The following is a 19756-nucleotide window of genomic DNA, read 5'->3' as shown; positions in this document are numbered from 1 at the left end:
TTTCTTCTAATATTAATTCTGATATTAAAACTTACTGCATAACCAAATATTCAAATGCTGCCAATGCTGCTTTACTACCCTCACCCATTGCAATATTAATCTGCTTAAATGGTACGGTGGTCACATCACCGCAAGCAAAAATACCTTTGCGATCGGTGCGGCAGCGCTCATCAATCTCAATCTCACCAAAGCGGTTTAAATCGACAAAGCCTTTGACAAATTCAGTGTTTGGTACGAGACCGATTTGTACAAACACGCCTGATAAGTCACGCTCATGCGTCTCGCCTGTGCTGCGATCTTGGTAGACGATAGATGATACCTTTCCATCAGTCGCCTTAATTTCTTGCGTCGCCGCACCAGTAATGAATTCAATATTGGATTTTTCTTTGGCTTTATTGATCAATACTTGGTCTGCTTTTAACTCATCAGCGAACTCTAATACAGTGACGTGCTTAACAATACCTGCCAGATCTAACGCAGCCTCAACGCCTGAGTTACCACCGCCGATCACTGAGATGTCTTTACCTTTGAAGAATGGACCGTCACAGTGGGCACAAAAAGCCACGCCTTGACCGATATTTTCTTCTTCGCCCGGTACGCCAAGCTTACGCCATTGGGCACCTGTCGCCAAGATAATACTACGAGTTTCAAACGTCTCGCCGGTATTTAGATTGATGCTGTAGTTTTCTTCTTCTGTCTCGCCGATATCTTTCACACTGACATGCTCTCTTAGCGTGATATTGTACTCAGCTAAGTGCTTAACGAAATTAGTCGACAAATCAGTACCATTGGTTAAAGGTACAGAGATTAAGTTTTCGATATCTTGCGTGTCTTTGACTTGTCCACCGATACGATCAGCGACCATGGTGACTTTTAAGCCTTTACGCGCGGTATAAATAGCTGCTGCAACGCCTGCAGGACCTGCACCAATGACAGTGACATCTTGCTGCTCTAATTGCTCAGCATCATCTTCCACATCTGACAACAGATCAGGAAACTGCTCTTGTAATTTTCCAATCAGTTTGGCAGTGTCAATCAGACCATTGGCAAATGGTTTACCGTTCAAGAATACGGCCGGTACACCTTGGATTTTGTTTGCTTCTACTTGCTCTTGGAAGAGCGCACCATCGATCATCTCATTGCTGATACCATCGTTTAGTAGCGCAAATTGATTCAACGCCTGAACCACTTCTGGGCAGTTATGGCATGATAGTGACACGTAGGTCTGAAACTGTAGCGGCTTGTTGAAGCGTTTGATTAGCTTTTGGATACCTTCATCCAATTTCAGCGTATGACCACCCGCTTGCAAAATGGCTAGGATCAATGAGGTAAACTCATGACCACCAGGAATACCACTAAATACGATACCTGTATCAGCAGTCTCTCCATCAACATGACTGACTACTTTAAAACTAATCGCGCTTGGCAAACTGTCATCGATAACCTGCTCATCGAAATTGATTTTGTCAGTCGTACCCGCAATCTTGCTCAAAAAGTCGATCAATTCAGCGCGCTTATCGTGCTCACCGCTGCCCAATACAAAAGTAATCGGGCGCGTCATGTTTTCGCTATATGTCTTAACTGCGTCTAATAAATTTTGATCTATCATGTTAGTTCCTCATTATGACTGAATATGTAACGGCAACTATCGAACTGCCTGTTTAAATATGAAATTCTCACACTTAATAATTTTATAAAAAACCTTGTATATATCGAGCTTTCGCTCTTGAATGACCCTATTATCAGGTGTTCGCAGTATTTGGGCAAGCTGAGAAACTCAAACTTTACGTTTTATAAAACCAATCGTTAATAGGTTTAATTAATTAAATACAAATATACTGGTAGATAATAGCCATAGTATCTAGGCTATTTTTTCGCTACAATCGAGAATAGTTCTTAAGTTAAGCCGTCTTTTTAACACCATACGCGATTGCTTATGAGAAGCTTGCGTTTCATGACAAGGATGAACACATGAGAAAAACAGATACTTTCCACGATAACAGAGATATTATTGCCGAACTGAAGCTCAAAGACAGTCATTTCGCGAGTATTTTTGATGAGCATACCGAGCTTGATCAAAAAATCAATTATCTCGAAAAAGATCTAGTCAAGCATGCCAGCCGTGAAGAAGAAATAGAACAAATGAAACGGCGTAAATTACATCTCAAAGACGAGATTTATAAGATTATTGATAAAAATAAAGAACAATCTCGCGCCTGATATAGTCAATCCTAAATAAAACAAATACATTATATATCAAAGTGGAACTGGTCTAAATCTTCCTTGCGTGCTGTGGCTATGCTGCTCGATGCTGCGAAAAATTTATCCCAGTCCCACTGTATCGTTTTTATACTGAATTCACTATATAGTCAATCAATATTAAAAGTGGTACAAGGCAGACGAGTGCAAGTACTACAGTAGTAGGCTAAACGAGTCTAACGCTGTAACACTTTAATAGTGGTTCGAATATACTACGCCTACTACGCTTATGATCAATAAATAAGACTCATAAGATTGTAGCTAGCGCCATAAAAAAACCCCATCAACATCAGTTAATGGGGTCTTTATTTGTAGAACTGATTCACACTAAAAGTATAAAAGTCAGCGCTACTTTATCTAAGGGATGAAATAGCTATTTAGATTTTACCGACTAGGTCAAGACTTGGCTTAAGTGTATCGCCGCCTTGCTCCCAAGCTGCTGGGCAAACTTCGCCATCGTTCTCACGAACGTACTGAGCGGCTTTTACTTTACGTAGCATATCTTTTGCGCTACGGCCGATACCGCCAGCATGAATTTCTGCTACTTGGATCAGACCATCAGGATCTACTAGGAACGTACCACGCTCTGCTAGACCTGCTTCTTCAATCATAACATTGAAGCCGCGAGTGATTTTACCAGTAGGATCCCCGATCATTGGATACTGTACTTTGCCGATCGCTTCTGAAGAATCATGCCATGCTTTGTGCGTGAAATGCGTATCAGTTGATACTGAGTATACTTCAACACCCAAACCTTTTAGCTCGTCGTAGTGAGCGGCCATGTCTTCTAGCTCAGTTGGGCAAACAAAGGTAAAATCAGCTGGGTAAAATAGAAAGATCGCCCAGTTGCCTTTTACGTCTTCTGAGGTGATGGTTTTGAACTCACCGTTTACATAGGCATCGGCTGAAAATTCTGGGATTGCTTGATTGATAATAGACGCCATGATTGGCTCCTCTCTTGTTAAGTAAATTAAAATTATTTATAGGGATTTTTTAACTAGCCCTTTAGCTTTCTGGGCTACCCGACAAACTATACGCGAATTCTACGGTTAATCCAGTTAAAAGTTTTTAATGTGATGTTTTGTTTTATTAAACTTGTTAAACTATGCTTTCTATATCCTATCATTGGTACATCCTATCATTGGTACATAACTGGTAATTTGCTGCCTTATAGAGGCTTACTGACAGGATAAATTACATTAAAAACCCATTAAAAGAGAGGTTTTATGATTACTTTACGACAACTTGAGTTTGCCTTAGCCGTCGCCAAACATCGTCACTTCAAACGTGCTGCCGAAGATTGTAATATTTCGCAGTCTGCCCTGAGCTTGGGTATCGCAGAATTAGAAAAACAGCTAGATACACAGATTTTTGAGCGCAATAACAAGCAAGTACTGATTACGCCTATCGGTCAAGAAATCCTCACAAGGGCACAGCGCGTGTTCTCTGAAGTGAGCGATTTGACCACACGCGCCCATAGCCATCAGACACCGCTGGCGTATCCGATGACCGTTGGTATCATTCCCACGATTGCGCCTTACTTGCTACCAAAGGTTCTACCAGCCCTGCGTGCTCAGTATCCAGAGTTTCGCATGACGATCGTTGAGCAGCAAACCGAGCGGTTGCTTGAGCAAGTGCGCTACGGTCATATCGATACGGCTATCATTGCGCTGCCATATGCTGTAGATGGCCTGCACAGTTTTGAGTTTTGGAGTGAAGACTTCTTTGCCGTCTTCCCAAAAGACGATGTACATGCCAAGCTTGATACCATCAGCGCTGACGAGCTAGCTACTGCCAATCTTATGCTCCTTGGTGAAGGCCACTGCCTAACCGATCAGACGCTATCTGTCTGTCATTTTGACCGTGCACAGATGAAATCAAGCTTCTCGGATGCCAGTCTAAACACGCTGATTCAAATGGCGCTTGCCAACATGGGCACGACCCTAGTGCCTGAAATGGCACTCGATCAGTTGCACTTGCAAAATCAAAATGCTGTCGCTGTACCTCTAGCTGAAGAAGGACCACACCGCCATATTGCTTTTGTCACCCGCTTAAATTATGCCCGTGTCGATGATATCAGCTTGCTCGGAGAAGTATTTAATAAGGCATTTAAAGATGCGGCTAATACAAAATAAATGGCAAGTGACAAAGGTTAATTATGAATGAATTGCCACCTATAAATATGGAGCTGGGCAATCATTTTTACTTATGCTTGTCTGCTCTCAATAGTGATGTGACACCAGACGACGCACAAACCCTCTGGCAAGATATCTCTGTGCGCTACGGTGAACCACAACGAGCTTATCATACCCTGAGTCATATTGAGCAGTTATTGGTACAGTTTGAAAGCATTAAACACCATCTAACTGCTCCGTATATCGTGGTGTTGGCACTGTATTATCATGATGTGATATACGACCCAACACGCGTAGATAATGAGCAAAAAAGCGCTGAATATGCCGTAGGCGCGTTGAGTTCTTATCTACGCCCAGAGCAGTGCCAAGACATCTACGCATTCATCATGATGACGGCCAATCATCAGGTAGATGAGTCGATAGATAGTGTTAAATACAGTGATGCGGCATATCTGCTAGATATGGATTTGAGTATTTTGGGTGCGCCTTGGCCTACCTATCAGCAGTATGCACAAGCGATACGTCAAGAATATGCACACGTCGCAGATGACAACTACCGTGATGGGCGCACTGCGGTATTACAAGGATTACTAGCGCATCCCAAACTCTATTTGACTGATTATTACTATAGCCAATTAGAAGCGCAAGCTCGGGACAATATCAAGCGCGAGCTTATTTCGCTCGCAGCTTTATAAATAACTCACTACTTTGCCGTGCTGGATGTGAATTATAGCTAGGTTCCATAATATCAAGATCAAAATGGCTTTGAAAACGCTGCTGGTACTCTTCTTTAGTGCCACCAAATGGTGGTTCCTCTCGTCCAAAGTCAGTATCAAATAACAAACCAACCAGTTTGCCTTGTGGTTTTAGTAACCTTGCCATCTGCTGCACATACTCATCACGGCGCACTGGATTAATCGCACAAAAAAACGTCTGCTCAAGTATCCAATCAAATTGGTACTGCTCAGCTGATAAGTTAAAAAAGTCCGCACAAATTAACTGCTCAGATGGGAAGTCGGGATAACGCGCCGCAAAGGCTTCAATCGGGACTGGCGCAAAATCGACCAACGTGACATTGGTAAATCCTTGCTCATATAGATAGCCTACCTCGTAAGCATTACCAGCACCTGGTACGAGTATTGCCTCATCCTTAGCATTTTCAGGCAGCTGGTCAATATAAGCTTTGAGCGGTGGTGATACTTGTCCCATATCCCAGCCAGTACTTTTTTTCTCATAGCGCTGCTGCCAAAACTCAGCTTGATTGACGTTTTCCATCTGACATCCTTGTATATAAAATTGGATTTAAACGACACGATTTGTATCGTTATTTCTTATCATATCAGTCTTATCAACATGTGTCGCCGTTTTAAATAGGATGAAAAAAGGGAGACAAATTACTCTCACACAGTGAAATTCATTTAGATGGGAAAGTCGCTCAAAGAATTAATAGACTCAATGTATGGATCTCTCAATCCAACTGCCCTGTCTTGCCTGCCAGTATATTATGCCATTGCCGATAATCTGGCATCGCACTCGCCACCGTTTGCCAAAATGCAAGGCTATGATTGGCATGATGCAAATGGCACAGTTCATGGACGATGACGTATTCGGTGCATTCGATAGGATAGGCAGGAAGATAAACGGACAACCAAATTCGCTTTGCGCGCGTGTTGCAGCTGCCCCAGCGTGTGTGCATTTTTTTTACTCGTATCTCATCGGCGTGAACACCAACAATTGGCTGCCATTTCTCAAATAGCGACGGCATGACATCGGAGAGCTGCTGGCGATAGTATGCTATTTTTTCATCATGGCTTAACATAAAGGTCTGCTCAGTGCCCCATAGATAGACAGGGTTCTTAGAAGTTGTAAGACCTGATGGCGCGCTTTTTTTACGCTGGTGTTGCTTTAGCACTTGTAGATGGTGGTTAATCGCCCAAGACACTCGCCGCGCCACCGCGTCAGCAGCTTTTGAATTACTAATATGCAGTGGTACAGAAACCATCAAGACATGCGGCTTTAAACGAAAATTGATGTTTTTGACACGCTTTTTGCTGATATGTAGCTCAATATCTGCCTGTGCGAGCTGCTGTCTAATAGTATCTAAACGGATTTCCAAGCTAATGTTTTATCTCCTCAATGGCCGTAACTGTGCCAATGGCTACGTATTATAACGCTTGCAAATGGTTATCAAAGGACATTCTATGCAATTGGCTGTCTGTACTAATATGCTTATCATCTTTACCATTCAATTTTGAATCTGGCAAAACACTTACTCTTAACGCTGTCAATTGCCCTTGCCCATCACTGATGATAAATCCTGACGGTTTAATATCATCTACGTTATTGGTGATTGCACTATTACTGGATAGGACGGATGCCCCTGCACAATCAGGCAAGCTCACATCATCAATCAACTCTCGAGTATGTAAGTCATAAATTGCCGCACAGCCACTAATCGGAGTGGTCACACAAAGCAAATTACGGTCACTATCAACGGCGACGCTCGCAATATATTGATGAAAGCGTTGCCATTGATTGTTTGGCATAGTCAGTGGCGCAAAGCTAACATCACCGCGCTGGTGAGTCAGTACTAACGGTACATTGATATGCTTTTCGCCTTGGAACTGGATACCGATCATGACAGTGCCATCATTGTGCATCGCTAAATGACGTATGCTCATCTGATTATGCTCGGGCGTCACTTGCTCAAGCAATGCCCCGTCATGACGATTCAGGTAGACCAGCGATGGTCGCATAGTGTCTAAATTTAGCTCTTCACGTGAGGCCTGCTCAGTCTTAATGCCACCGTTTGCAATGACTAGTGTTTCGCTATCAGGATGCATAATCAGTTCATGCGGGCCGATGCCATAAGAGTTAAATTCTGCTACTTTTTTATAAGCGTTGTTAGCATCATAAACACCGATTTTACCTGCCAGACTGACTGTGTCATTCTCAGTTACGTAAAGCAATTTTCCATCTAAGCTATAACAAGCATGGCCGTAGAAATGACGATGTAAATCCGCTTTGATCGCATGTTGTACTTGTCCATTTGAGGTATCAAGCACCCAGAATTTTTCACTTGGACGCCGACCCATGACGACGACGTCGCGCCTTTGGTCGACATTGCTATCCTGAACTTGAGATTCAGATACATTTGTAGGCTGAACAACGATGTCATGGACACGCTCAGGCATGGTCGTCTGCCAAACGATTTGTCTATCGGCATCAATACCTACCACGCCAAAGTCATGCTCATTTTGATTCAATGACGCGTTATTTTTTGGCATAGAGGCAACGCCGCTGACCCAGCGAACAGGCCGTGCGAGCATGGTCGTCGTATGCACAGCAGTAAGATCAAGCACGTTACTCTCATCATCTATCGCTTGATGATAAGCCTGCTGCCATGTCACCGCTGCTTGCTGACAAGCATAGCGAAAGCTTTTAAGGTTTGGCGTTGACCCAACGCCCGACTGTAATGCTTGTAACTGCGCTCGCATACCCGCCACATAATCTTGTAAACTGGCATCAGGATGCTGCTGCTTACGATAATGATGGTGAATACCGACCAGAGCCGCGGTGCCGACTGCCGTGAGCATTGACGTCGTCAAAAGCTCACGGCTTATTGAACTGGCTTTTGGCTCATCTGATCTGTCATGACGCTCATCTTCTGACATCGTATTGCCTTTAGTAATAAACATCCCTTAATCGCCATCGGTGCTATTAAAGCCTACGCGGATACCGAGTGTTGGAATCAGCTCGCGTTTAATCAAGCGAGTGACGGTAGTGAGATGGTCATATAACGCTTGTTGATCGTCTTTGTCTGCGGCTGATAAATCTTCTGGCATTTGTGCCAATAAAGTGGTCGTTTCAGCCAATGCCGTCGATAGATTATTAGCGACTGTGCTCTCATCATTGCTATTAAGTATCGCCGTCAATACGGGATCTGTCATGGCTTTATTGATGGCATCTAGTTTTGCATTGATAATAGCGCGGCTTTGACCAGCCGTAGCCGCTGGCAAATGACCTTTTGCTTTACCCGTCAGACCGAGCGGCTGGTCAATAGCATTAGACTTCATGGTCTCAACTAATGACAATAGCGAGTTAAACCATTGGTTCAAGCCTTGATCGCTCTCAGCAGACTTGTCTATCGCCAATAACTCAGTCGCGTTTTGCTGCCAGTTTTTCTCGATGTCTTTTAGACGCGTGCTCAAAGCACCACTGGCGCTAATGACGTAGGCGCATTGACCAGCATTTAAGCTCTCATTGGCAAACAAGGCTTCTTCTAGTCCTGGTACACCTTGTACGATAGCGCTTTCGCCCGCGAACTGCTCTGGCGTGAGTGTTGGATTGGCAGCAATCAAATCAGACACACCGCTATGTACCAAGCCGCGCTCATCAGGATAATAGTTGATGTACAGATTGCTCATGCTGGCAGTCGCAGGACCGAAATTAATCATCTCAGCACTCGACCACGCTTGTGCCAATACTAACCACTGCGCGCGTAATGCCTGTAGCTCAGCGCCGCTGACGGGTGCTTGCTGACAATGTCTCTGCGCCAATTCATTTAATAGATCACTTTGCTTTGCGGCATTAGCATACGCAGGAAGGACAATGTCCTCTGCCACATGCGTCAAATACGTTTTTTGAGTCTCAGGGCTGATATCTACCGCAACGATCTGCTCAGTGCTTTCCTTGCTGCTTTCTGCTGAGCTGTCAGTAGCTGTATTGTCTTTTGCAACTTCTTGACTATCCACTTCTGCAGATTTGTTGTCGTCGGCAGGTTTAACACAGCTAATCAGCAGACCGGCACTCAATGCAGATAGCGCCATCGCCAAAGCGTGATTTATTTTCATAGATTTCTCGGTAATGTTATAGGTAATAATTTATAGCGTTTTTGTGCTGATTTTATAATAGTGACTGTATTACAGTGACCTTATTATAGCGACTTTAAGAACGCATTTAGCTCGGCGCGACCTTGCTTGTCTAATTTCAATACTTGTTGCTGTTGCTTTTCGGCTTCTCCGCCGTGCCAAAGAACCGCTTCCATCAGCGTACGAGCGCGTCCATCATGCAAAAACGTCGCTTGTGGATCAACCGTTTGCGCAAGTCCCACGCCCCAAAGTGCGGGCGTGCGCCATTCATAAGAATTGGCTAAAAACTCAACTTGAGCGTCTTTGGATGGTAGCTTACCCGCGATAGTACGATCAGCAAGGTCATCTCCCATGTCATGTAGCAATAAATCGGTGTAAGGATAAATCACTTGTCTATGCTGCTCAAGATGATCGTCGTCAGTTTTTGGCAGCTGATATCTTGGTGTATGGCAGCTTTGACAGCCCATGTCATAAAAACGCTTTTTACCCGCCAGCACAAGCTTATCATCCGCATTACGGCGGTGCGGCACTGCCAAATTACGGGTATAAAACTCCACAAACTTGGCAACATCGTCGTTCACTTCAACGGGCGGTTTGCCATTGCCTTGCTCATCAACACCTGTTGTCGCATTTAAGCAGACGGTCTGGGTCGGCATGCAGGACTCATGAGGACGAATATTTGATGTCAAACCCATGTCTTCGTTAAAAGCACTTTGATTTTGGGTAATCAGTTTGGTTTGACCGGCTTTCCAGCCAAAACGTCCAAGCGCACGTTTGCCAGTCTGTGGATCCATCACCCAATTGAACTTACCACTGATGTCGCTATTACCCTTATGGCTTGCTTGTTTTTTAATATCATCCTCAGGTATTTGCTCTAGCAGCCCAAGCCCAATCATAGGCAGTGCCACTCGTGGTGATACCATCATCGCCTCATCAAAAGCGCCATAACCGGGGTTGGTCAGATTAAAGGTTGGCGCACGTAGCGTCTCAATATGCCCATCAGCGAAAGTGACTGGCTTATCTGTCCACTGTACTGCAATTCTGGCCTCAGCAGGGACACCTTGGATACCCCGATCTTGCAATTGTCCACCATACATAGGGTGAACGACCTTTTCAATCAGCGAGTCCTGTAACTGCTGACGCTGCTCATCCGTCGTTGCTGGCATAGAGAGACGAAGCAATAAACTGTCCGCATCATCATCGGCAGTCATGGGCGCATGACCACGGCCGTCTTTGATATGGCAAGATTGACAAGCCGCCACATTGAATAGCGCACCAAGCCCATCTCGACTGTCGGTACTGGCAGGAGCGACGACCCAAGGCTGCTTAAAGAATGCATTACCGATAAAAAACGAACCCTTACGCGACGCTGTCAGGTTCGATGAAGGCTTAGAGTAGCTTTCAGCACTGGTAATACTGATACCAGAGTCCCCACCCTGCTTGATCTCTTGCGGATCAAAACTGACCAGTTGCTGCATCGGCACGCCAGCCAGTGCTTCGATGTTATCCACACGCTCAGAGGTGAGCGGATGCTCGTCTTCACTGGCATTTGCGGCATGCTCACTATTTGAGGCGTCGTTAGACACGCTATCGGCTGGCTGACAAGCGCTTAGCGCCGCTGCACCCATCATAAGCAGTGCAAGCTTGGATGGCAAATTTTGTATTATGGCAGAAGGAAGAAGAAAAACAGAATACTTTGGATAGATGGCTTTCATAAACATCAAGCGCCTTAGTTTTGAGAGTAGAATCATCAAGTCGATATCGATCACGTTGTCATTGGTATCGATAGTCTGGTTCAGAATATAGCCTTATTGGCCTATTTTGAAACGGATAAATAGACGTTGCCAACCATCGTTGATAACGTCTATTTACCCAACTGATCATTTTATCAAGGTACGTCTTATACAGATAATAAGCACCTTTTAGCTACTTGGTGTCTACTTAAAACTGCGACCCTGCATCTGCATCAAGATTATCAATACCAACGGCTTTTGCGGCATTTTCGATACCAGCGGTCAGCTCTTGCAAGCTATTAATACCCGCTTCTACCCAGCCGCGACGGATATTCTGCTCTTCAGCAGAAACGCCTTCTTGACTTGCTTGACCAACCGTTGCAATCATTTGGTCAATTTTGATGCCTTCTTTCTCGCCCTTTTCAACCATGACGTTGAATGCACCTTCGACTTTACTAAAGTCAGCGGCCAGTTTATCAGCTTCCTCTACATGACTGCTGTCAACGAGATAGTCTTTAACACCATAGCCACCGACTGTTTTACCAGCGACTGTCTGGTAGCTACCATTAAAGACATTTTGGATACCGCGGGCATTATTGGCATAGCTCAGATGCGTCAAGTCACTAAAGCACTCATGCTCATCTTCGGTAGACCCTGTGACAAAAGCGACCTGCATACGCTCAGAAGCCAACTCACCCAGTGCTAAACTACCCATTTGGTACATAATCTGACGCAGGCCATTGTCGTATTTACGCGCCATCAAATCACTGCGTAAGGTATTTTCGGTATCAGGCTGCCACTGAGCTTCCATCGCCGTCAAATCATCCACCAGTAGTTGAGTAGCGGCTTTTAAAAACTCACCGCGACGCTCACAAATACTGGCATCTTCATTGACCGTATCACCGCTGGTACATTGTCCAGCTTCCGTCACATAATCAGTGACCGGGCGATTACCCGCGCCCTCTTTTACGCCATTGGTATCTTGACCCCATAACATAAACTCAATCGCATGATAGCCCGTTGTGACATTAGCCTCACTACCGCCAATCTCGTTCATGTCGGCAAGCAGCTCAGGTGTAATTGTACTGGTATCTTGCTTGGTACTACCGACCGTAATGCTATCGCTATTGATGATATTTTCTTGACTGTTATATTCGCCTTCATAGTCATCACTGACATAATCGATCAGCGCTTCATCTAGCGGCCAAGCGTTGATTTGACCTTCCCAGCTATCAATGCTATTGATCGCGCGCTTATCATTTGCCGTCACAAATCCTTCATCAAAACGGAAAATTTCCGTCTGCGAATACGGCTGACGAGCCGCTTTATAGGCAGCTTTGGCAGCATCAAGGTTGGCTTGTGTCGGTGTTGCCACAAACGTATTTACCGCTGTCTGGAGTTTTTTGGCTGTCTCTAGTGAATCCTTGTAGGCTGCATGGGCCATATTTGCGTAACTGATGACTAACCTATCAATATGTGCTTTTTCGGCAGCTGATATCTCTGTGTTATCGCCTGTTTCTGTGCTTACAACCTCTGTCTGCGTCTCAGTAGCAGCAGTGTCTTCTTCGGTTTTTTTGGTACAGCCCGATACCATTAACAATCCTGCAAGTGCAACAGCTAAAGTAGTTGGTAAAATCTTACGGCGTGTTTCTGTGGTAATCGTCATACAAATCCTCAAAGAGATAGCAAAATTCGTTTTGGTTAAATGGCTTCCATCATATCGATTATCAAATCACGCCTTAATCAGCTGATTTGATCTCGTATATTTATGCTTATCGCATATTATCAAGCTTGTAACTATTCAGTAATAAAACACTAATAAATTATAGTGTTATTGATAATCATTATCAATACTTAATTCTATATTAATAATCATTAATCTTTATGATCCTTTTATAAAATGTTATCAAATACTAAACGAGCACTATTCTATTTTGGACAGCAGATATTATACCTTCGCTATCCTAACTATCGAGTTTGTTCAATCAAAATTTAGCGCATAAAAAAAGAGCCAACATATCGCTGACTCTTTTTGCTAGATAAGTGCGTGAAAATCATTTGCACCTATCAAATAGCTATATAGAACTGTCGATTAGTTGACGCTTTGTGGTGCATTAACCGTTAGCTCAACACGGCGGTTTTGCTGACGACCAGATTCAGTGTTGTTGGTAGCAATTGGACGTGACTCGCCATAAGCAACTACATTGATACGGTTAGAAGCAACACCGCGAGCAGTTAGGTAGTTGGCAACTGAGTAAGCACGGTCGCGTGACAGACCCATGTTGTAAGATGCTGAACCTTGGCTATCAGTGTGACCAGCAATCGTGATGGTGTTCTGGTTATACTGGTTCATGGTTGAAGCAAGCTTGTCTAGCGTTGGCTTGAATGATGAGTTAAGTGTTGCACTATCAAACGAGAAAGTGATGCTACCTGGCATAACAAGATCAATGTTACCGGTGGTTGGGTCTTGGTTAACAGTCACGCCTGTACCAGCCATTTGCTGCTCAAGCTGACGAGCCTGACGCTCCATGTAATAACCAACGCCAGCACCCAATGCAGCACCGATAGCAGCATCACGACCAGTCTTGTCGCCGCCTGTTGCTTTTGAGATAGTTGCGCCACCTGCTGCACCAACTAGGCCGCCCAATGCAGCTTTATTCAAACGTTGCTGCCCAGTGTTTGGATCAGTCGTACAACCGCTAAGTGCTAGACCTGATGCTACTGCTGCAATTAATAATGTATTACGCATGATATTTCCTCTATAAGTTTAAAGTATTATAAATCGTGCTTTATCAAGATTGTCCGTTAATCTTATTAAGTACTTATTTACTTTAATCATTATTATGGCAATTACAATCTAACACTGTGTAATATTTTGTCACACCTATGTATGAGAAGTGCAGATTAACTTTACGGTATTTCTTAGCATCTAAACTATCCAATACCTGTTCCTTGTTATCACTAGTCACGTTTACACTCGTACACTGCGAAACGTTTCTGCTAAAATTATGTGGCCAAATTTCTCATCGTCAAATGACCGCTGTATCAGGAATTAATCAGCAACGCTTCTATGATTAGCGCTTAGTCCACTGGATTATTGGTCATCAATCATATGAGCAGTTTTGGCAATATTTAAAACATCGACTTGTGAAATATATGGTGTACTTATTAATTAAACTGAACCAAGAGGATTAAGCATGCGACTGACATCTACCATTCGAAAACTGCACAAACGCACGCCCAAACTGGGTAAGGCGGTTTCATTAGCGACAGCAGCAAGCGTTATCACTGCCAATAGCTTTGGTGGTAGTATTCCTTTGTGGTTGATGGGTGTCGGCAAAGTCATCACCGGTGCACCTATTGCAGATAAAGCGGTCATCAAAATCGCGACTTACTGGATCAGCAGCAACAGTGCACTAATCGATGATATGCTGCCTCGCAAAGATTGGCGTATCAGCCTACCAGATGATATTCGCATCGATGGTAAATACCTTCTGGTCAGCAACCACCAATCTTGGGTCGATACCAGCATCGTGCAATACATTGGCGAAAAGCGCCTGCCATTGACGCGTTTCTTTACTAAATTTGAGCTGATCTATATTCCCATCGTTGGGCAAGCTTTTTACTTTTTAGATTTCCCCATGATGCGCAGACACTCTAAAGAAGCCATCGCCAAAAACCCTGCACTCAAAGGTAAAGATATCGAAGAGGCCAAGCGTGCCTGTGCCCTTTTAAAAGACAAGCCGTTCACCTTGCTAAACTATCTAGAAGGTACGCGCTTTACCAAGGCCAAACATACCAAACAGCAGTCTCCTTATACGCACTTGCTAAAACCACGAGCAGGCGGCTTATCCCTTGCGATTAACGCCCTAGGCGAGGATATCGATGGCATACTGGATATGACCATCGTCTATCCTGATGGCGTACCAAGCTATAGCGATCTGTGGAAAGGCAATATCAAACGTTTGGGCGTGGATCTAAGATATATCGATATACCAGATGCGCTGTTTGAAGGTATTAAGCAAGGCGGCTATGAAAATGATGAAGAAATAAAGGCGCAGATGTTTGATTGGGTTGAACACATCTGGCGTCAAAAAGATCAGCGCATCACCGACATGCTGGCCGATTTTGAGACAGCCCCTAAAACTCAAGCGGCTCAATAAATGACTCACTTACGCCGTAAGTCATCACATAACTTTTAAAAGACGCAGCACTCATAGTCCGATAACGGACAAAATCTAGTCATACTGCCATAAGCGCTTGAGTAATCAATAACGCAGAGGTTAATGATGATACGTGAGCACTGTACTGATGATAGTCGCGTTGCAAATGATCATTATTACTTTATAAGTAGCTATGCATGATTTTTAATCATAGATGGGTTGTTTTTTGGCCTTATTCATTGATAATGTGATTAATCATGTACGCATCGATTTTTGATGGTTATTTTTAATAGCCGTCAAAAATTTACTCATTTCTTTGTGCCATTTATCATTTATAAGGTATGACTGTGCCCGCCTCTCCTACTACCAGCCCGCCTATTGCAACTGCACCGGTGTCGCCTCATCTTGCAAATAGTGAGCCACCAAGGCCAAACCGTCCAAAACCCAGTCGTTTAAAGCTCACTTATGATATCGTGATGCTTATCGCTATCAGTATTGATCTTCTGCTGATCAGTCTGGATGCTGTATTGATGAGCGACTTTAGTGTCAATGCTGCACAATGGCTGTCAGTCAGCGAAGGACTAAGTTGGTATCAGGCGACGTTGCATAAGCCGTTGCGTACCGCTGGTGGGTTTTTTACCATATTTTTGGTTGCTGAATTATTATTACGCTGGGCAATCGCAATCAAAGAAAAAGTCTATTATCGCTGGTTTTTCTTCCCTTTTGTCCACTGGTACGAAGTCTTAGGCTGTTTTCCGCAGCTACGTTTGTTACGGTTATTTAGAGCCGTTGTTATCGGACGCCGATTGTACCAGCTTGGCTACCAAGTACTCCCGCAGCCATGGATCAATCGTATTAAGTTCTATATTGACCTATTATTAGAAGAGCTCTCTGATCGTGTCATCCTGACGACCATCCAAAATTTTAGGCAGGAATTGACCAACCCTGAAACGCACAAATCTTTTATCGAGTCAGCCATCACGCGCAACCGTGCTGAGATTGAAGCGGCTGTATTATCTATTCTGCGCTCAGAGCTTGCACCAAAACTACAGGAGCTGACTGCCTCATCAGGTGGTGGCAGTCTATTAGCCAGCGAAATGGGCAACGCTATTGAAGAAGGTCTAGCCAATACTCCTGAGCTGCGACGCTATTTGCGCATGATTCCTATCGCGGGTAGCCTGATCGAATCACAACTGCAGCATGTCGGACACAACATCGGTGAAAACGTTGTTTATGCCTTAAATAAGCGCCTGCTTGATCCAGCGCGGCTTGACGCATTGATGGTGGCGATTGCCAGTGGTATTGCGCAAATAGACACCGATAATAGTGCACTTGATACTCTGATTTCGAGTATCATTGATGACAGTTTGACTGCATTTGAAGCACAAGTAAAAGTACAACAATGGAAACACCAAGACATGCTCAATCTATAGTATGCCTACTAACATGACACGATAATAAAAATGACACCGTGAATACAGCGACAGAATTATTTTTAAGGGTTTATATATGACAGTTTCAGACAATAATAATCAGACTGCAAGCGCAGCACCAGCCTTAGCCCTATATGGCAAGATGCTGACCTTTTCGCGTTTACAGTTTAGTACCAGCGATCTGGGCGCTATTGAAGCCCAGCTTACTGAGACACTGAGCAATAAATCAAGCAACATTCCTATCTTGCTCGATAGCGACGTCGAGCAAGATTTATCTGCCTTAGTAGAGCTATTATGGTCATGGGGACTACAGCCGATCGGTGTGGTGACAGGCCTACTTGATGATCAAGCGCGTGAGCAGCGCTTGGCCATCTTTCCTGCAGATGGTAAACGCATTGAACGTATCGTACCTAGCAAAACAGCCCCTACACCGTCCAATAAACCTAAAGAAGATAATCGCACAGAATCAGTCAACGCTACTAGCACCGAGAGTGCGGCAAATATATCTGCCACTGAAACCACCATCTCCAGTCTTCCAGATGAGACATTGTTAAGTGCTCAGCATATTACCAGCCTCATCTACGACCAGATGCTACGCTCAGGCCAAAGCTTAAACCATGTCGGCGGCGATTTGATTTTGACAAACAGTGTGAATAGCGGTGCTGAAGCCATCACTGACAACAGCTTACATGTCTATGGACGTGCGCAAGGTCGCTTGGTGGCAGGCGCAACGGGTGACAAAGATGCCCGCATTTTTTGCCAAGTCTTTAACCCCTCCCTCGTGTCTGTAGCTGGAACTTACTGTTTACGGGACAACCTACCTGAGCACGTGATAGACAAACCTGTGCAAGTAAAGTTTGTGGAAGGTGAAGGCCTAGTATTTATCGTAATGGATGAAGCTTAATTATTGCTCAGTTAAAAATAATAAACGGTTAGGTGATTGTCTAGTAAAGTAAACTGGGTAAGGTAAGCTGTAATTATATAAGCTGCTGTGTCAGATAAATAAAACAAGATATATTAAATTAATCGTTACAATTGGGCTATTATTAAGTGTTGGTTCTAACGTTATTTGCCGTATATTTAAATAGCTATCAAACGGCTAAAAATTATCGCCATTAACTGTAAAATTTATAAGCAAAAGCCCTTTATAGCTCATATCTCAGTTGTTTTTCTGCTTTAATATAGACTTGCTATAAATCCTTGTATATTTATGCTAGGCTATCTTCGCAGATAGTACATATATAGTTAGTAGATAAATACCATGCAATTGTGCTATTTATATAAAAGATATCCCATTGATTCATAGGAGTGTGCCATTGTGGCGAAGATAGTTGTAATCACTTCAGGTAAAGGCGGTGTAGGCAAAACCACGACTAGCGCCTCTTTTGCCGCTGGTTTAGCATTGCGTGGCTATAAAACGGTTGTAATTGATTTTGATGTAGGTCTACGTAATCTAGACTTGATCATGGGTTGTGAAAACCGAATTGTTTATGATTTCGTTGATGTCATTACCGGTAGCGCACGCTTGTCGCAAGCACTTGTCAAAGACAAACAGCTTGAAAACCTGTATATCCTTCCTGCTAGTCAGACGCGTGACAAAGACGCATTGACGGACGAAGGTGTCGCAGAGGTCATGAATGAGCTGTCTAAACAGTTTGACTATATCATCTGTGACTCACCTGCTGGTATCGAGCGCGGTGCACAGTTGGCCATGTATCACGCTGACGAAGCCATCATTGTTACCAACCCTGAGATCTCTTCAGTACGTGACTCGGATCGCATCATCGGTATTTTGCAAAGTCAAACGAAAAAGGTTGAAGAAAACCTAGGCTCTGTACGTGAGCACTTGGTTATCACTCGTTACAATGCAGAACGTGCTGCTGCGAACGAGATGATGGACATCGACACTATCTCAAATGACATCTTAAAAGTACCATTGCTCGGCGTTGTGCCTGAGAGCCATTCTGTGCTCGAAGCATCGAACCACGGTGAGCCTGTTATTCATTATACCGACTCTGTTGCTGGTCAATGTTATGATGATATCGTCGCCCGTTTCTTAGGCGAAGAGCGTCCACTACGTCATATTGATGTGAAGAAAAAGAGTTTACTACAGCGCTGGTTTGGGGGTTAATGATGACTAAGAAAAAAGGATTTTGGAGTAGCCTATTCGGTACTGACGATGGCAGTAGTGCAGGCAGTGCCAATCTAGCTACCGAACGCCTCAAGGTTATCGTTGCTAGCGAAAATCGTCTAAATAACCGCCTAACGGTTGATCGTATCGAAAAAATGAAACGTGAAATCTTAGAAGTGGTCAACAAATATGTGAATGGCGTGCAGATTGATGATGTCAATATCAATCATCGCTCAGAAGACAGCTTAGATGTGTTAGAGATGAACATTAATTTACCGGAACACAAAAAATAAATTTGTAACCAGACCTTTAGACCGTAAGCACTTTCATTTATCACTTAAAAAGCCTTAAGTAATGCACTTAGGGCTTTTTTGCATCTTTAAGTTTATTGGTACGGCATGCTGTATACAGCATTCGAGCATTGATCAATAGCAGATCATTTCATACGTGATATTAAATTGTCTTTTTTAATAAACTGATGATACAAGGCAGCACCAATATGCAGCGCTGTAAAACCGATGATCATTGGCCAAATAATATCGGTATGTAAATCATTATAAAAGCGGGCCAAACTCCTATCAGGAGTCACAAACACGGGTATTTGGAATAAACCAAAGATATCGACAGGACGACCACCATATACAGTCATCAATAAACCAGCAAGCGGCATAGCGATCAGAATGGCATAGAGCGCAAAATGCGATAGCTTAGAGACCATCGATTGCCATTTTGGCATTGGTATAGACGGTGGCGCTTTGGTAAAGATGCGGTTGATAACTCGCGCAATCATCCAAAACAACAAGCTTATCCCAAACGCTTTGTGAAATCCGATATATAGATTGCTATCGAGATTTTCATGCAGCAGTATCATCACCCATGTGATCAATAATAAAACTGCGCTGATCCAATGAAATATACGACTGCTGAGCGACCATTTTGATACGTTAGAATTATTCATGAGCGGCTCTATAGTTTTTATTAAACGTTATTTATAATTGATATTATATATAGGGCAGCAACTCATTCAATAA

18 protein-coding genes are annotated in these 19756 nt (G+C 43.7%); 8 read left to right on the top strand and 10 right to left on the bottom strand.

Translation table 11 applies throughout. From position 1 onward, the window contains the following. Nucleotides 1-31: 31 nt before the first annotated feature. On the bottom strand, nucleotides 32-1609 hold the full coding sequence (gene ahpF / locus HL061_RS10765; protein WP_252962815.1) for an alkyl hydroperoxide reductase subunit F: 1578 nt from the start codon (nucleotides 1607-1609) through the stop codon (nucleotides 32-34). Nucleotides 1610-1971: 362 nt separating this feature from the next. On the opposite strand from ahpF, the gene HL061_RS10760 reads away from it, so the two are divergent. Further along, nucleotides 1972-2220, top strand: a complete 249-nt coding sequence (locus HL061_RS10760; protein WP_240365428.1) for a DUF465 domain-containing protein — start codon at nucleotides 1972-1974, stop codon at nucleotides 2218-2220. Between the two features lie 416 nt (nucleotides 2221-2636). Here HL061_RS10760 and ahpC read toward each other — a convergent pair whose 3' ends face one another. After that, entirely contained in the window at nucleotides 2637-3203 is a 567-nt protein-coding gene (ahpC, locus tag HL061_RS10755; RefSeq protein ID WP_058025494.1) for an alkyl hydroperoxide reductase subunit C, read from the bottom strand. 282 nt (nucleotides 3204-3485) lie between these two features. Here ahpC and HL061_RS10750 point away from each other — a divergent pair, with 282 nt between their 5' ends. Further along, a complete protein-coding gene (locus tag HL061_RS10750; protein ID WP_058025493.1) occupies nucleotides 3486-4394 on the top strand; it encodes a hydrogen peroxide-inducible genes activator in 909 nt (302 codons plus the stop codon). A gap of 23 nt (nucleotides 4395-4417) precedes the next feature. Beyond that, a complete protein-coding gene (locus HL061_RS10745) occupies nucleotides 4418-5089 on the top strand; it encodes a hypothetical protein (RefSeq protein WP_071003003.1) in 672 nt (223 codons plus the stop codon). Here HL061_RS10745 and HL061_RS10740 read toward each other — a convergent pair. From HL061_RS10740 to HL061_RS10710, 7 genes are all read right to left on the bottom strand, one after another. Further along, nucleotides 5067-5669 carry a methyltransferase domain-containing protein gene (locus HL061_RS10740; RefSeq protein ID WP_071003002.1) on the bottom strand — a complete coding sequence of 201 codons (603 nt, stop codon included), beginning with the start codon at nucleotides 5667-5669 and terminating at the stop codon, nucleotides 5067-5069. The genes HL061_RS10745 and HL061_RS10740 overlap by 23 nt on opposite strands. Before the next feature lie 193 nt (nucleotides 5670-5862). Next, nucleotides 5863-6510, bottom strand: a complete 648-nt coding sequence (locus HL061_RS10735) for a M48 family metallopeptidase (protein WP_227517144.1) — start codon at nucleotides 6508-6510, stop codon at nucleotides 5863-5865. A 49-nt stretch (nucleotides 6511-6559) separates the two neighbouring features. Next, nucleotides 6560-8092 (bottom strand): DUF1513 domain-containing protein, encoded by a 1533-nt coding sequence (locus HL061_RS10730; protein WP_071003000.1) that lies wholly within the window; start codon nucleotides 8090-8092, stop codon nucleotides 6560-6562. Between the two features lie 3 nt (nucleotides 8093-8095). After that, nucleotides 8096-9247: an imelysin family protein gene (locus tag HL061_RS10725; RefSeq protein WP_071002999.1), complete on the bottom strand. Its 1152-nt coding sequence runs from the start codon at nucleotides 9245-9247 to the stop codon at nucleotides 8096-8098. Between the two features lie 83 nt (nucleotides 9248-9330). After that, entirely contained in the window at nucleotides 9331-10980 is a 1650-nt protein-coding gene (locus tag HL061_RS10720; RefSeq protein ID WP_071003764.1) for a di-heme oxidoredictase family protein, read from the bottom strand. A 226-nt stretch (nucleotides 10981-11206) separates the two neighbouring features. Then, nucleotides 11207-12664, bottom strand: coding sequence for an imelysin family protein (locus tag HL061_RS10715; protein WP_071002998.1), 1458 nt, complete (start codon nucleotides 12662-12664; stop codon nucleotides 11207-11209). Between the two features lie 426 nt (nucleotides 12665-13090). Further along, a complete protein-coding gene (locus tag HL061_RS10710) occupies nucleotides 13091-13747 on the bottom strand; it encodes an OmpA family protein (protein ID WP_071002997.1) in 657 nt (218 codons plus the stop codon). A gap of 448 nt (nucleotides 13748-14195) precedes the next feature. Between HL061_RS10710 and HL061_RS10705 the strand changes: the two genes are divergently transcribed. The 5 genes from HL061_RS10705 to minE all read left to right on the top strand — a co-directional run bounded on the left by HL061_RS10705 (nucleotide 14196) and on the right by minE (nucleotide 19018). Beyond that, nucleotides 14196-15161, top strand: coding sequence for an acyltransferase (locus HL061_RS10705; protein ID WP_071002996.1), 966 nt, complete (start codon nucleotides 14196-14198; stop codon nucleotides 15159-15161). Nucleotides 15162-15502: 341 nt separating this feature from the next. After that, complete coding sequence (locus HL061_RS10700) at nucleotides 15503-16594, top strand: hypothetical protein (protein WP_227517143.1); 1092 nt, start codon at nucleotides 15503-15505, stop codon at nucleotides 16592-16594. 76 nt (nucleotides 16595-16670) lie between these two features. Next, on the top strand, nucleotides 16671-17498 hold the full coding sequence (gene minC, locus HL061_RS10695) for a septum site-determining protein MinC (RefSeq protein WP_071002994.1): 828 nt from the start codon (nucleotides 16671-16673) through the stop codon (nucleotides 17496-17498). A 414-nt stretch (nucleotides 17499-17912) separates the two neighbouring features. Beyond that, nucleotides 17913-18725, top strand: coding sequence for a septum site-determining protein MinD (gene minD / locus HL061_RS10690; protein ID WP_071002993.1), 813 nt, complete (start codon nucleotides 17913-17915; stop codon nucleotides 18723-18725). Between the two features lie 2 nt (nucleotides 18726-18727). After that, the gene (gene minE, locus HL061_RS10685; protein WP_071003763.1) at nucleotides 18728-19018 is read left to right on the top strand and encodes a cell division topological specificity factor MinE; all 291 of its coding nucleotides are present in this window, start codon (nucleotides 18728-18730) and stop codon (nucleotides 19016-19018) included. Between the two features lie 143 nt (nucleotides 19019-19161). On the opposite strand, the gene HL061_RS10680 is transcribed toward minE, so the two are convergent. Then, nucleotides 19162-19683: a cytochrome b gene (locus HL061_RS10680; protein ID WP_071002992.1), complete on the bottom strand. Its 522-nt coding sequence runs from the start codon at nucleotides 19681-19683 to the stop codon at nucleotides 19162-19164. Between the last annotated feature and the right edge of the window lie 73 nt (nucleotides 19684-19756).

It is taken from the genome of Psychrobacter sp. PSP, assembly GCF_024085615.1.
Lineage (GTDB): Bacteria > Pseudomonadota > Gammaproteobacteria > Pseudomonadales > Moraxellaceae > Psychrobacter > Psychrobacter pacificensis.
This window is presented reverse-complemented; position numbering and strand designations above follow the sequence as displayed.

What these genes read in the sequence shown, in the direction of transcription:
- HL061_RS10725 (WP_071002999.1), bottom strand. Translation starts at nt 9,247, where the DNA reads ATGAAAATAAATCACGCTTTGGCGATGGCGCTATCTGCATTGAGTGCC.
- HL061_RS10710 (WP_071002997.1), bottom strand. Translation starts at nt 13,747, where the DNA reads ATGCGTAATACATTATTAATTGCAGCAGTAGCATCAGGTCTAGCACTT.
- ahpF (WP_252962815.1), bottom strand. Translation starts at nt 1,609, where the DNA reads ATGATAGATCAAAATTTATTAGACGCAGTTAAGACATATAGCGAAAAC.
- ahpC (WP_058025494.1), bottom strand. Translation starts at nt 3,203, where the DNA reads ATGGCGTCTATTATCAATCAAGCAATCCCAGAATTTTCAGCCGATGCC.
- HL061_RS10730 (WP_071003000.1), bottom strand. Translation starts at nt 8,092, where the DNA reads ATGTTTATTACTAAAGGCAATACGATGTCAGAAGATGAGCGTCATGAC.
- HL061_RS10700 (WP_227517143.1), top strand. Translation starts at nt 15,503, where the DNA reads ATGACTGTGCCCGCCTCTCCTACTACCAGCCCGCCTATTGCAACTGCA.
- HL061_RS10715 (WP_071002998.1), bottom strand. Translation starts at nt 12,664, where the DNA reads ATGACGATTACCACAGAAACACGCCGTAAGATTTTACCAACTACTTTA.
- HL061_RS10680 (WP_071002992.1), bottom strand. Translation starts at nt 19,683, where the DNA reads ATGAATAATTCTAACGTATCAAAATGGTCGCTCAGCAGTCGTATATTT.
- minC (WP_071002994.1), top strand. Translation starts at nt 16,671, where the DNA reads ATGACAGTTTCAGACAATAATAATCAGACTGCAAGCGCAGCACCAGCC.
- HL061_RS10750 (WP_058025493.1), top strand. Translation starts at nt 3,486, where the DNA reads ATGATTACTTTACGACAACTTGAGTTTGCCTTAGCCGTCGCCAAACAT.
- HL061_RS10745 (WP_071003003.1), top strand. Translation starts at nt 4,418, where the DNA reads ATGAATGAATTGCCACCTATAAATATGGAGCTGGGCAATCATTTTTAC.
- HL061_RS10740 (WP_071003002.1), bottom strand. Translation starts at nt 5,669, where the DNA reads ATGGAAAACGTCAATCAAGCTGAGTTTTGGCAGCAGCGCTATGAGAAA.
- HL061_RS10720 (WP_071003764.1), bottom strand. Translation starts at nt 10,980, where the DNA reads ATGAAAGCCATCTATCCAAAGTATTCTGTTTTTCTTCTTCCTTCTGCC.
- HL061_RS10705 (WP_071002996.1), top strand. Translation starts at nt 14,196, where the DNA reads ATGCGACTGACATCTACCATTCGAAAACTGCACAAACGCACGCCCAAA.
- minE (WP_071003763.1), top strand. Translation starts at nt 18,728, where the DNA reads ATGACTAAGAAAAAAGGATTTTGGAGTAGCCTATTCGGTACTGACGAT.
- HL061_RS10760 (WP_240365428.1), top strand. Translation starts at nt 1,972, where the DNA reads ATGAGAAAAACAGATACTTTCCACGATAACAGAGATATTATTGCCGAA.